At 32.6% G+C, this 14,305-nt stretch carries 12 protein-coding genes; all 12 read left to right on the top strand.

Translation table 11 applies throughout. From position 1 onward, the window contains the following. The first annotated feature begins 1 nt into the window (after position 1). The 12 genes from dapA (at position 2) to FBFL15_RS09355 (ending at position 14,084) form a co-directional block, all read left to right on the top strand. Complete coding sequence (gene dapA / locus FBFL15_RS09410) at positions 2-880, top strand: 4-hydroxy-tetrahydrodipicolinate synthase (RefSeq protein WP_014084376.1); 879 nt, start codon at positions 2-4, stop codon at positions 878-880. Between the two features lie 127 nt (positions 881-1,007). Continuing rightward, positions 1,008-1,805 carry an outer membrane protein assembly factor BamD gene (locus FBFL15_RS09405; RefSeq protein ID WP_014084375.1) on the top strand — a complete coding sequence of 266 codons (798 nt, stop codon included), beginning with the start codon at positions 1,008-1,010 and terminating at the stop codon, positions 1,803-1,805. Positions 1,806-1,809: 4 nt separating this feature from the next. Then, positions 1,810-2,115, top strand: a complete 306-nt coding sequence (locus tag FBFL15_RS09400) for a DNA-directed RNA polymerase subunit omega (RefSeq protein WP_014084374.1) — start codon at positions 1,810-1,812, stop codon at positions 2,113-2,115. Between the two features lie 15 nt (positions 2,116-2,130). Further along, positions 2,131-3,342 (top strand): bifunctional phosphopantothenoylcysteine decarboxylase/phosphopantothenate--cysteine ligase CoaBC, encoded by a 1,212-nt coding sequence (gene coaBC, locus FBFL15_RS09395; protein ID WP_014084373.1) that lies wholly within the window; start codon positions 2,131-2,133, stop codon positions 3,340-3,342. Then, positions 3,335-4,219, top strand: a complete 885-nt coding sequence (gene porD, locus FBFL15_RS09390) for a type IX secretion system protein PorD (protein WP_014084372.1) — start codon at positions 3,335-3,337, stop codon at positions 4,217-4,219. The genes coaBC and porD overlap by 8 nt, the downstream gene beginning before the upstream one ends. A gap of 21 nt (positions 4,220-4,240) precedes the next feature. Beyond that, positions 4,241-5,896, top strand: coding sequence for a DNA repair protein RecN (gene recN / locus FBFL15_RS09385; protein WP_014084371.1), 1,656 nt, complete (start codon positions 4,241-4,243; stop codon positions 5,894-5,896). Positions 5,897-5,916: 20 nt separating this feature from the next. Beyond that, positions 5,917-7,113 (top strand): enoyl-ACP reductase FabV, encoded by a 1,197-nt coding sequence (gene fabV, locus FBFL15_RS09380; RefSeq protein ID WP_014084370.1) that lies wholly within the window; start codon positions 5,917-5,919, stop codon positions 7,111-7,113. Positions 7,114-7,570: 457 nt separating this feature from the next. Further along, positions 7,571-9,997, top strand: coding sequence for a T9SS type A sorting domain-containing protein (locus FBFL15_RS09375; RefSeq protein ID WP_014084369.1), 2,427 nt, complete (start codon positions 7,571-7,573; stop codon positions 9,995-9,997). 88 nt (positions 9,998-10,085) lie between these two features. Further along, entirely contained in the window at positions 10,086-11,084 is a 999-nt protein-coding gene (locus tag FBFL15_RS09370) for a glycosyltransferase family 2 protein (protein ID WP_014084368.1), read from the top strand. Beyond that, on the top strand, positions 11,084-11,665 hold the full coding sequence (gene coaE / locus FBFL15_RS09365) for a dephospho-CoA kinase (RefSeq protein WP_014084367.1): 582 nt from the start codon (positions 11,084-11,086) through the stop codon (positions 11,663-11,665). Before FBFL15_RS09370 ends, coaE begins: the two co-directional genes overlap by 1 nt. Positions 11,666-11,792: 127 nt before the next feature. Beyond that, positions 11,793-13,376, top strand: coding sequence for a sensor histidine kinase (locus FBFL15_RS09360; RefSeq protein ID WP_014084366.1), 1,584 nt, complete (start codon positions 11,793-11,795; stop codon positions 13,374-13,376). Between the two features lie 3 nt (positions 13,377-13,379). After that, positions 13,380-14,084 (top strand): response regulator transcription factor, encoded by a 705-nt coding sequence (locus FBFL15_RS09355; RefSeq protein ID WP_014084365.1) that lies wholly within the window; start codon positions 13,380-13,382, stop codon positions 14,082-14,084. The last annotated feature ends 221 nt before the right edge of the window (positions 14,085-14,305 follow it).

Genomic DNA, 14,305 nt, shown 5'->3' with positions numbered 1-14,305 from the left:
AATGCAATCATTAATAGGCACGGGTGTTGCACTAGTTACCCCATTCAAATCAGATTTTTCAGTAGATACAGAGGCATTAGTACGAATAGTTGAGTATCAAATAGCTAATGGTATCGATTATTTGGTCATATTAGGCACAACAGCAGAAAATGCAACGTTAAATGAAACTGAAAAAGATCTTGTTATCCAAACCATTATAGAGGCCAACAATGGCAGACTACCGCTTGTGTTGGGAGTTGGCGGCAACAATACCCAACAAATCATTCACGAATTGAAAACCCGTGATCTGACAGCTTTTGAGGCTATTTTGTCGGTTTCGCCATATTACAATAAACCAACTCAGGAGGGTATTTATCAGCACTTTAAAGCCATTGCACTAGCAAGTCCAAAACCTATAATATTATATAATGTACCAGGCAGAACTTCTAGCAACATGCTTCCGGCCACAGTGGCACGACTAGCACAAGATTTTGAAAACATTGTAGCCATCAAAGAAGCGGCAGGCGACATGGTTCAAGCTATGAAATTAATTCAACAAACGCCTAAGGATTTTCTTGTTATTTCAGGAGATGATATGCTTACATTACCAATGATTTTAGCAGGAGGAAAAGGGGTGATATCTGTAATAGGCGAGGGGTTTCCAAAACAATTTTCAGATATGGTTCGTTTTGGATTGCAACGCCAAGTAGATCAAGCCTATCAAATTCATTATCAAATGGCCGAATGTATCGATATGATTTTTGAACAAGGCAATCCGGCAGGCATCAAAGAAATTCACAAAGCACTTGGCTTGTCAGACCACTTTGTAAGGTTGCCATTAGTCAATGTGGATGCAGATTTAGTAAATAGACTTCAAGATTTTGTACGAAAAAACAGTTAATGTATTTTGATAAAAACATAAGATTTTGTTAATAATAAAAAATATTTTGATGTCGTTAAATTATTAACTAAATTTGCAGTTCGTTTTTAGAAATAATACAAACCTAAAAACGATTAAAAATGATATGATGAAGAAAAATTTATTATTATTGATGCTCTCGATTGCACTATTTTCTTGCAGTCCTTATCAAAAAGCGCTAAAAACAGAAGACATTGCTGTAAAATATGAAGAGGCAAACAAGCAATATGATAATGGAAAATACAACAAAGCCATTCGATTATTTGAACAAATAGCACCCAGTTATCGAGGCAAACCACAAGCAGAAAAAATGTTTTATACCTATGCACAAGCGTTGTACAAAACAGAACAATTTCATGTGTCGGGTTATCAATTTGAAAAATTTGTATCAAGCTATCCCAAAAGCGAAAAAATAGAAGAAGCCGCTTATTTAGGTGCTAAAAGTTTTTCTAAATTATCTCCAGTTTATTCTTTAGATCAAGTAGATACAGAAAAAGCGATTGATAAAATGCAAACTTTTATTGATGCCTATCCAACTTCATCTTATTTGGTTGAGGCCAATGAAATAGTAAAAACGTTAAGAGAAAAAATTGAAGTGAAGGCCTTTGAAAATGCCAAACAATACAATACTATTTCAGATTATAAAGCAGCTTTAGTAGCATTTGATAATTTTATTGCCGACTTTCCAGGGACACCATTAAAAGAAAAGGCCTTGTTTTTAAAACTCGATTCGGCCTTTAAATTAGCTATAAACAGTGTACCTTCAAAAATGGAAGAACGTTTGAACAATTCAAAAATAGCTTATCAAAATTTAATGAAGTTCAATTCAAATACTGCCTTTAAAGACAAAGCAGATGCAATGCTTGAAAAAATTAACAAAGAATTACAACAATTTTCAAAACAATAAAGTCATGGATTTAAAAAAAGTTAATGCGCCTGTAAACACAATCACTTATAATAAAAGTGTTATCGAAGAACCAACAGGAAATGTGTATGAGGCCATCACTATTATGGCTAAAAGAGCAAATCAAATCAATTCTGAAATTAAAAAAGAACTTACAGAAAAATTAGAAGAGTTTGCTACTTATAACGATAGTTTGGAAGAAATTTTTGAAAATAAAGAACAAATCGAAGTGTCTAAATTTTATGAGAAACTCCCAAAACCTCACGCATTAGCAGTGCAAGAATGGTTAGAAGGAAAAATTTTTCATAAATAATCAAAATATAAAACAATGTCTGTATTAAGCGGTAAAAACCTATTGCTTGGAATTTCTGCGGGAATTGCCGCTTATAAATCAGCTCATTTGGTAAGGCTTTTTGTAAAAGCAGGAGCAAATGTTCAGGTCATTATGACACCTGCTGCCAAAGATTTTATTACACCCCTTACGCTTGCTACTTTGTCTAAAAATCCTGTTTATAGTACTTTTTTTGACGAAAGTAATGAAAATGCCGTATGGAACAATCATGTTGATTTAGCCATTTGGGCCGATTTGATGGTCATTGCACCTGCAACGGCCAACACTATTGCTAAAATTGCCAACGGGGTGTGTGATAACCTATTGATGGCCACATATTTATCTTCAAAATCAAAGGTGTTTGTAGCTCCTGCTATGGACTTAGACATGTACCAACACCAAACCACTAAAGCCAATTTTGAAGCTTTGCAAAAATTTGGGAATATCATCATTCCTGCCGAAAAAGGGGAGTTAGCCAGTGGATTAGTTGGCGAAGGTAGAATGGCAGAGCCTGAAAATATAGTGTCTTTTATCGAGGCAGACCTTGCCAAATCATTACCTCTACGAGGCAAAAAAATACTTGTTACAGCAGGACCAACCTACGAAGCCATAGACCCTGTTCGGTTTATTGGCAATCATTCATCGGGCAAAATGGGATTTGATATTGCCCATCAAGCGGCTCAATATGGTGCAGAAGTAATTTTAATTTCGGGACCCACTCATTGTCAAATTAAATCAAATCAAATTCAATTAATTGCCGTAACTTCGGCACAAGAAATGTTCGAGGCTTGTCATCAAGTTTTTGATACTGTAGATGCAGCCATTGCGGCGGCAGCTGTTGCAGATTACAAACCCAAATGGGTTGCACAACAAAAAATTAAAAAAAACGACGACAGTTTTACCATTGAATTAGAGAAAACAAAAGACATACTAGCATCGATGGGAGCCATTAAAAAAAAACAATTTTTAGTAGGCTTTGCATTAGAAACTGAAAATGAAATTGAACATGCCAAATTAAAAATTCAAAAGAAAAATTTAGATTTGATTGTTTTAAATTCACTTAATGATATAGGAGCTGGTTTTGGAAAATCAACCAACAAAGTAACGTTTATCAACCAGCAATTTGAAATAGAATCGCACGAATTGAAGTCCAAAGAAGCCGTTGCACTAGATATTATCAACAAAATAATTGCTCATTACAATGAATAAAATTTTTAGCATATTACTCGTTTTTTCAAGTTCTATTTTTTATGCTCAAGAGCTGAAATGTAATGTTATCGTTAATTCTGAAAAATTAGGTGTAACAAATCAAAAAGTGTTTAAAACATTAGAAACATCTTTAAATGAATTGATCAATAAAACCAATTGGACTTCAGATAAGTATGAAGCATCAGAAAAAATCAATTGTACTTTTACTATAATTCTCGAGTCTGTAACATCTGATTTATACGCTGCTTCCCTACAAGTGCAGTCTTCAAGACCCGTTTTTGATACCAGTTATGCCGCACCAATATTAAATATAAATGATAAAAATTTTAACTTCAAATATTACGAATTTGAAAATTTAACATATAATCCAACGAGTTTTGATTCAAATTTAGTGGCTGTTGTGGCTTTTTATTGTTATATGATTATTGGTTTGGATCAAGATACATTTGTAGAAAATGGTGGGAACAAAAGTTTTGAAGCAGCTCTTAATATTTTGAATTTAGCTCAAGGCAGCAATTATAAAGGCTGGTCTAATGACAAAACCCAAAACAGATTTGCGTTGATTAATGATATTTTGTCGCCCACTTTTGGTGCTTATAGAAATGCCATGTATCAATACCATAGAAATGGACTTGATGTAATGTCAAAAAATGCTGCTATAGGAAAAGAAAAAATAAGTTTAGCCATAAACGAATTGCTGTCATTACACCAAACCAGACCCAATTCCTATTTGGCTCGTACTTTTTTTGACGCAAAATCAGATGAAATTGTTTCGATTTTTTCGGGTGGACCCAAAATGGACATTCAAAAATTACTACAAAACATCAATACTATTTCACCTTTAAATGCCTCGAAATGGGCTACTATAAAAAATTAAATTTTTAATTTTAAAAAAAATATGTTAATATCATTATCTATACAAAATTTCGCTTTGATAGAAAAATTAAATATAGATTTTTCTGATAAATTTTCAATAATCACTGGCGAAACAGGTGCTGGTAAATCTATATTGCTAGGAGCTTTGGGATTGATACAAGGCAAAAGAGCCGATTTAACTTCTTTAAAAAATAAAGAAGAAAAATGTATAGTAGAAGCTACTTTCAATGTAGCTAAATACAATTTATTGAATTTTTTTGACCAATATGATATTGATTATCAAGACCTTACATTGATTAGGCGTGAAATATTACCTTCAGGTAAATCAAGGGCTTTCATAAACGACACCCCTGTAACTATACAAGTTTTACAAGAGATTTCAGTTTTTTTGATAGACATACACTCTCAACACCAAACGAGCGAATTGTCGGAAGAATCGTATCAATTTATGATTTTAGATGCCATTGCTCAAAATCAAACGGGTCTTGCGGCCTATCAATCTAAATTGAAAGAATACAAAAAAGCTCAAAATTTACTTTCGCAACTCCTTGACGAACAAAAGAATAGCTTAAAAGAGCACGATTATAATACCTTTTTATTAGAAGAATTATTGTCTGCAAAACTTGTAGATGGCGAACAAGAGTTGTTAGAAGAATCTTTTGAACAGTTGAATAATGTAGAAATAATAAAAGAAAATTTAGAAAAAATTGGAACTATTGCAAACGAAGAGCAAATAGGAGCCAAACAAAATTTGAGAGAAATAAAAGTATCTTTACAAAAAATTGCCCCTTTTGCCTCAAAATACAACCAATTTTTAGAAAGAATAGATAGTATTTTGATAGAAATGAACGATGTTTTAGACGAAATTGACCAAGCTTCAGATATGTTACAAAACGATCCAGAGGAATTAATAAAAGTAAATCAAAAACTTCAAAATATATATAATTTACAAAAAAAACATCAAGTTCTTACAGTTTCACAATTAATTGATATACAAAATAGCCTCAACCAAAAAATACTTTCTGTAAGTGATTTAGATATTAGAATTCAAAAAGGATCTGATTTTATTGCAAAATGTAGCGATGAATTATCCCATTTAGCACAAGAAATTTCCCAAAAACGTCAAATTGCCATACCTATTTTAGTCCAAAAAGCCAAAGAAATATTGGTACAACTTGGTATGCCCAATAGCGATTTTAAAATTGAATTATTACCAAAGGACAAATTCCTGCCAAACGGTAACGAAGAATTATTATTTTTATTTGCAGCCAACAAAGGAACTGATTTTGGAATGCTCAAAAAAGTGGCCTCTGGTGGTGAATTATCCAGAATCATGCTTGCCGTAAAAGCCATCTTAGCACAATACTCCAAGTTGCCCACCATCATTTTCGACGAAATTGACACAGGAGTTTCTGGCGAAATTGCCAATAAAATGGGCGAAATCATGAAAACTATGAGCCAGTCCATGCAAGTATTCGCAATTACACATTTGCCACAAATTGCTGCAAAAGGTTTACAACATTACAAGGTTTTCAAATCTAATATTGGCGAAAATACCATATCCGAATTACAATTATTATCCAAAGACGACCGTATCATCGAAATTGCCGAAATGCTATCAGGAAAAAATCCTAGCGAATCTGCACTAACACATGCTAAAGCATTATTGAATTATTAAAACTTTAAAATCAAAAAAATATGATAATCGAACCAAGAATGAGAGGATTTATTTGTTTGACTGCCCATCCAGACGGTTGCGAACAAAACGTAAAAAATCAAATAGCTTATGTAAAATCTAAAGGCAACATACAAGGAGCCAAAAGAGTTTTAGTAATCGGTGCTTCAACAGGATTTGGTTTGGCCTCCAGAATTACAAGTGCATTTGGTTGCAATGCCAGCACAATTGGCGTGTTTTTTGAAAAACCAGCTTCCGAAGGCAAAACGGCTTCGCCAGGTTGGTACAATGCAGCTGCATTTGAAAAAGAAGCACAAAAAGAAGGATTATATGCCAAAAGTATCAATGGCGACGCTTTTTCAAACGACATCAAACAGCAAACCATCAATTTGATTAAAGCAGATTTAGGACAAATCGATTTAATCATTTACAGCTTGGCTTCGCCTGTTCGTATGCACCCAAACACCGGAGTGCTCCACCGCTCGGTTCTCAAACCAATTGGCAACACCTATACCAACAAAACAGTAGATTTTCATACAGGAAAAATTACATCCGTAAGCATCAATCCTAGCGAACCTGCCGATATAGAAAACACCATTGCCGTAATGGGTGGCGAAGATTGGGCCATGTGGATAGATGCTCTTAAAGCTCAAGATTTACTTGCTCCAGGTGCTACAACTATTGCTTATTCTTACATTGGACCAGCTGTAACAGAACCTGTTTACAGAAAAGGAACCATTGGTAAAGCCAAAGACCACTTAGAAGCAACCGCTTTTGAAATTACCGAAAAGCTAAAAGACATCAACGGAAAAGGTTATGTGTCTGTCAATAAAGCACTTGTAACGCAAGCTAGCTCAGCCATTCCTGTTATTCCATTATACATTTCATTGCTGTATAAAACCATGAAAGCCAAAGGTTTACATGAAGGTTGCATCGAGCAAATCCAACGTTTGTATGCCGAAAGATTATATAATAATCAACCAATTCCTACAGATGAAAACGGTAGAATTAGAATCGATGATTGGGAAATGAGCAACGATGTACAAGAACAAGTAAGTCATCTTTGGGAATTAGCCACCACAGAAAACCTACCAGAAATAGGCGATTTAGCAGGATATACCTCAGATTTTCACCAACTATTTGGTTTTGGTTTCCCAGAAATCGACTATCAAAAAGACACCAACGAAATCGTTAATATATTAAGTATCAATGTATCGTAAAATGACACCAAAATAATGTTTTTTTTTGTTTTGCAAGAAACAAAAGTTAAAATTGATATAAATTTATTCTAAAAGCCTCTTCCAAAGGGGCTTTTTTTTGTAACATCTCATTTATTTGGGCCCCAGCATTTGGCATTTTCACCCATGGCTTGTACCCGCCATTCGCTATATCTTTTGTTTTTTTAAAGAAAAAAAACAAAAGGATGCCGCTACTGTCGGGGGCAATTCATGGTGTTTGTTTTTTTTTTAAGAAAAATAGAGTGCATTTTTTTTAAAATAAGTAAAATTGAAATTGTTTTAAAAATTTTGTACTACTTTTAAGTATATGTTTTTTTGTTTTATTGTGTTTCTTTTAATTTTTTAACATTAAAAAAAAATAAAATTAAATTTTACATCATAATTTTGTGATTTTGATAAAAATGTATAATTTTAACAAAATTTTAAAAGACAAACATTTATGAAAAAAATTACACTAATTTTTGCAATATTCTTTACTTTTTGTATCGGTTTTGCACAAACAGGTACTTTAACAGTTGGCACAAATGATGGTGCCAACACCACAAGTTCTAATCCTGCACCTTTGCAAGATTATTTCAAAAACTCACGTACACAATACCTTTATACTGCAGCAGAATTATCAGCAGCAGGTTTTGTAGCAGGAAATATTACCGCCATTGGTTGGAATGCTACTTCTATTGGTACTAGTGGTTTAGAAGAGGGATACACTATTTCGATGAAAGGCACTACAACAGCAGCACTTACAACTACCTTTGAAACAGGTACAAGTGTAGTTTATGGTCCAACAGATTTTACTCCAAGTGCCACGGGAGCTGTAATGTTTACCCTAACAACACCATTTGCATGGGACGGTACATCAAACATTATTATCGAAATTTGCGAAGGGGCTACTACAGGAGCTTATACTACAAATGTAGTTACAACTTTTACCAATACTAGTTATGCGAGTTCAAATACTTATATTAGTGATGGTACAGCTGCTTGTCCTACTACATCAGGAACTTTGCTCAACATAAAACCACAGTTAATAGCCATTGGAAATATTGCTACTTGTTTTGCACCAACAGCAGTAGTGTTTTCTAATATTTCAAATACTACCGCCACTATTGCTTGGACAGCACCAGTTACAGCACCAGCAAATGGATATGAATATTATTACAACACCACTGGAACTGCCCCAACAGGTGCTACTGTTGCAACAGGTGCTACAACTACAACAACTTCAAATTTAACTGCTTTAACACCAAACACTGTTTATTCTATTTGGGTTCGTTCTGTATGTAGTACTTCTAGTAAATCATCTTGGAATTTAGTAAATACTTTCCAGACTAGATGTAATCCTATTACGACATTACCTTGGACAGAAAATTTTGATAGTTTAACAACTTTAGGTTCAACTAATTTCCCAACTTGTTGGGTAAAACAAAATGGTGATTGGGCCACTTCAAATGAAACTATTTACAATACTTCTAATTCAGGTGCAAATTATTTGAGAGACGCTTATAGTGCAACTAATGAATATATTTGGACACCAGGTTTTGATTTAGTAGCTGGAACATCTTATGATTTTAGTACATTTGTACAAGGCGATGGTTATAGTGGTTGGAATGTAGATATGTTTTATAACACTCAAATAGATGCTACATCAGCAACTCAAATGGGAGCTTCTTATTCGCCAGCAGGAGCTTCAACAGCTGCTATTCAATCTTATGTAAAAATGAAAAGAACATTTGTTCCTACAACTTCTGGAACTTATTACTTTGCAATAAGAGTAAACCAATCAAGTTTAGCACCATGGTATGTTGCTTTTGATGATTTTAAACTAGATACTACTCCAGCTTGTACAGAACCAACAGCAATTATGGTTAGCAATATCACTACAACTGGAGCAACTATTTCTTGGACTGCACCAGCAAATGCACCAGCAAACGGCTATACTTATTATTTAAGTACTTCAAGTACTGCACCAACAGCTACTACAACTCCAACTGGAACAATAGCCGCAGGTACAACTACGGTAAATCTTACAGGACTTACAGCTGCTACTAATTATTATGTTTGGGTAAACTCAGTATGTGCAACTGCTACAATGTCTTCTTGGTCTCAAACTACTTTGTTTGCAGCGGCATGTAATACTTATGAAGCACCATATACAATGAATTTTGAAGGTACTACAGGAACAACTACACCAGTTTGTACAACTACACAAAATGCAGGAACAGGCAACAATTGGACAATAGTAAACAATCCTGGAAACGGTTTTACCAATAGAACTTTGAAATATGCTTATAATAGTGCAAATGCTGCCAATGCTTGGTTTTTTACTGCGGGTATCAATTTAACAGGAGGTACTGCTTATGATATTTCGTATAAATATGGAAATAACAGTACAACTTATATCGAAAAACTTAAAATAGCTTACGGAACTACTGCATCAGCTACTGGAATGACCACTGCTTTAGCAAATCATCCAACTATCAATACAAGTGCTGCTACTACAAATACAGTTACTTTTACACCAACAACAACGGGGGTTTATTATTTTGGTTTCAATGCCTATTCTGCTGCAAACCAATACAATTTATATGTTGATGACATTGCTATATCAGCCAATTTAGCTAATGAAACTTTTGACATTAAAAAATATGTAGTGTATCCAAATCCAATAAAAGATGTATTAAATATTTCATATTTCAAAAATATCGATCGCATTGCAATTTATAATTTATTAGGTCAAGAAGTATTAACTAAAAATACAAATACGACCCAATCACAAGTAGATATGTCTCATTTAAGTGCAGGATCATATATCCTTAAAGTAACGTCAGACAATCAAACAAAAACAATTAAGGTTTTAAAACAATAATTAAATTTTAAAATTTTCAAAAGCCACTCCAAGAGTGGCTTTTGTTTTTTATAAAATTCGTATATTTGCCGTTTAAAAAATAAAGCACATGTTTTTTTCAATTATTATTCCTGTTTACAACAGACCCGATGAAATTCAAGAATTGTTAGAAAGTCTTGCTAATCAACAGTACAAAAATGAATTTGAAATTGTCATCATTGAAGATGGATCAACGATTCCATGTCAAAATGTTGTACATCAATTTGAAGATAAATTGAACATTGCATATTATTTAAAATACAATTCGGGGCCTGGCGATTCAAGAAATTTTGGAATGAATCTTGCAAAAGGAGACTATTTTATCATATTTGATTCAGATTGTATCATTCCAAACCATTATTTGCAAACAGTGGCTACGTCTTTAGAAAACCAATATGTAGATTGTTTTGGAGGTCCAGATACTGCTCACGAATCGTTTACGGCTATTCAAAAAGCGATAAATTTTTCAATGACTTCTTTTTTAACCACAGGTGGCATTAGAGGCGGATCTGAAAAAATTGATACTTTTCAGCCCAGAAGTTTTAATATGGGTATTTCCAAAAAAGCCTTCATCGCTTCAAAAGGTTTTTCAAATATACACCCAGGCGAAGACCCAGATTTGTCTATCAGACTTTGGAAATTAGGTTATAAAACAAAACTTATATCAGAGGCTGCCGTTTTTCATAAACGCAGAATTAATTGGGATAAATTTTATATTCAGGTAAAAAAATTTGGTAAAGTAAGACCAATTTTAAATTTATGGCATCCTAACTATAGTAAAATCACTTATTTTGTTCCTGCTTTTTTTGTAATAGGATTTTATTTATCAATTATAGCATTGTTCTTTTTGTTAGACATTTTTATAAAATTATATTTCTTTTATTTTGTCTTAATTTTTATTGTTTCTTCTATTCAAAACAGAAGTGTAATTATTGGATATTTATCAGTAATTGCAACATGGAAGCAGTTTTTTGGCTACGGATATGGTTTTATTAAATCATATTATAAATTAAATATTAAAAAACAAACACCAGAAGAAGCTTTTCCTGAACTTTTTTATAAAATATAATGAAACCAAAAATAATTGGACTAACAGGTGGTATTGGCAGTGGCAAATCGACAGTTGCCAAACTTTTTGAAACAATGGGCTTTCCATTATATATTGCTGACGATCAGGCCAAATTATTGACCAAATCACCTGAAATATTAGCTCAAATAGTCCAAACTTTTGGTAACGAAGTTATAGAAGACAATCAATTGAATAGAGCCAAATTAGCTTCCTTAGTTTTTAAAAACCCAACACAATTAGCGTTATTAAATGCAATTGTTCATCCCGCCTTGCAAATTCATTTTCAAAATTGGTTACTCAAATACCCTTCGGCACGCTATATCATAAAAGAAGCAGCCATTTTGTTTGAAAGTGGCAGTTACAAAGATTGTGATTTGATTATTACGGTAATTTGTCCGCTCGAAACTCGAATTCAAAGGGTAATACAAAGAGATCAAACCACTAGAGCGGCCGTTTTAGAACGAATAAACAATCAATGGACAGACGAACAACGAATTGAAAAGAGCAATTTTATTATTGAAAATACAGACTTAAGTACCTTAAATCAACAAGTTAGAGATATTATCAAGCAACTTAAATAAATCAAATTGTTAATCTTTGGTTAATATCATTTTTTGTAAATGTTAAATTTGTAAATTTGTTATTGTTAAAATTAAACATTTTGGCACAAATTTTGCAAGTAATATTTTCAATTTATAATTCCAATTGATGAACAAACTTTTTTTTAGACTATTAGTATTTTTGATGAGTATTTCCTTAATTGGCATTATACTTGTACAGTTGTATTGGTTCAAAACATCATTTGAAAATAATGATGAGCAATTTAATTTTCATATTCAAAAAGTAATTGCAGATGTTTCGCATGATTTAGATAAAAAAGAACTTAAAAGTTTTATAAATAAATACGAAAAATTAAAGGACAGCACGGGTAAAATACCAGAAAAAAAAGATTTACTGCAGTTTTATTATGTTCAAAAGAATAATGTTACAAACGAAACGATCGTATATTCAAATAGCATAATATCCGAAAATTACAACTTGAACCCCTCTTTATTTAATTTAAAGAAAGACAGTTTACAATTGTTGAATTTTTCAGCAAAAAGAAAAACAGAAGTCTATTCAGGCAGTGTTTTAGATAATTCTTTGACTAAAACAAATTTGACTCCCGATGTTACCATTCAAAAAACGGGGAGTTTAGATTTGTTAAAAAACTTACAATTTGAAATAGCCTACAAAGATATTTCGTCTGTATTACCTATACAAGAACGAATTTCAAAAGACAAATTGACAGAAATTTTAGCCCAGAAGTTGCAAGAAAATGGTGTAAAAACCCATTTTGAATTTGGGATATATGAAAATTCCAAATTGACCGACATCAAGTCTGAAAATTTTAAAGTTAAGGAAAATGCTACATTTTCGATGCCTATTTTTGTAGATAGCGATGGCAACGAAAAATATAAATTGTTTTTGAGTTTTCCAAACAAGAAAAAATACTTGTTTTCAGAACTTGCGGCCATAACATTATTGTCAATTGTTTTTACGATCATTATAATTATTGCTTATTCAAGTGCATTAAATCAATTAATAAAACAACGGCAAATATCTGAAATCAAAACAGATTTTATTAATAACATGACGCATGAGTTTAAAACCCCAATTGCTACCATCAATTTGGCTTTAGATGCAATTAAAAGCCCCAAAGTGATAGATAACAAAGATACGATTTTGAGGTATTTGCAAATGATTAGAGATGAAAATAAAAGGATGCATGCTCAAGTTGAAAATGTATTACGAATATCAAAATTAGAAAAGAAAGAATTAGAAATAAACAAAGAACCACTTGATATACAGGGAATTATAGAAGATGCTATTGATCATGTGCATTTGATATTAGAAGATAGGGGGGGGAAGATAATCACAAATTTCAAATCAACCCGCAACGTTGCTTTGTTAAATGATGTACATTTTACGAATGTTATGGTTAATATTTTAGACAATGCCATAAAATATTCTGTCGAAAACCCCGTTATTCATATTGCAACAGAAAACATTAAAGATTTTGTAATTGTCAAAATAAAAGACAATGGAATAGGCATGAATAAAGCTACTCAGAAACGTATTTTTGAAAAGTTTTATAGAGAACACACGGGCGATGTTCATAATGTAAAAGGACACGGACTGGGCTTGGCTTATGTAAAAAGAATAGTTGACGACCATAATAGTCAAATTTATGTTGAAAGTGAAAAGGGTAGTGGAACTACCTTTATTATAAAAATCCCCTTAATAAATTAATATATGGAAGCTGTAAATAAAAAAATCCTATTAGTAGAAGATGATCAGAATTTTGGTGCTATTTTAAAAGATTACTTAATCTTAAACGATTTTGATGTAGTATTGGCCAAAAATGGAATGGAAGGTTTTGAAAAATTCAAAAAAGACAATTTTGATTTGTGCATCCTGGACGTCATGATGCCTTATAAAGATGGTTATACCCTTGCCAAAGAAATTAGAGAAAAAAATACGGAAGTACCTATTGTATTTTTAACTGCAAAATCTATGAAGGAAGACGTGTTGAAAGGTTACAAAGTTGGAGCAGATGATTATTTGAACAAACCATTTGATTCTGAAGTTTTGTTGATGAAAATTAAAGCCATCATGCAACGCAAGTCTCAAGATGCTAAAACTGAAAATACCAAATTTGAATTTCAAATTGGTGATTTTAATTTGAATTCTAAATTAAGATTTTTATCTTTCAAAGGCCAAGATCCTGTGAAGCTTTCGCCAAAAGAAAACGAATTGTTGAAAATGCTAATTTTGCATGAAGACGATTTGTTGTCTAGGGAGTTGGCATTGACCAAAATATGGAGAGATGACAATTATTTTACTTCACGAAGTATGGATGTTTATATTGCAAAAATACGTAAATACTTAAAACAAGATCCAAATGTTGAAATTTTTAATATACATGGTGAGGGTTTTAGATTAGTTGTAAAAAAATAATAACATAAAAAAGGCTGCCACTTTGAGCAGCCTTTTTCTTGGCCACAAATGCACTGATTTTTTTTCAGAATTGTACGGAAGTTTTGCTTTTTTTTGGCCACAGATGCACTGATTTTTTTTCAGGATTGTACGGAAGTTTTGCTTTTTTTTGGCCACAGATGCACTGATATTTTTTCAGAATTGTACGGAAGTTTTACTTTTTTTTGGCCACAGATGCACAG

Source organism: Flavobacterium branchiophilum FL-15, assembly GCF_000253275.1.
Lineage (GTDB): Bacteria > Bacteroidota > Bacteroidia > Flavobacteriales > Flavobacteriaceae > Flavobacterium > Flavobacterium branchiophilum.
This window is presented reverse-complemented; position numbering and strand designations above follow the sequence as displayed.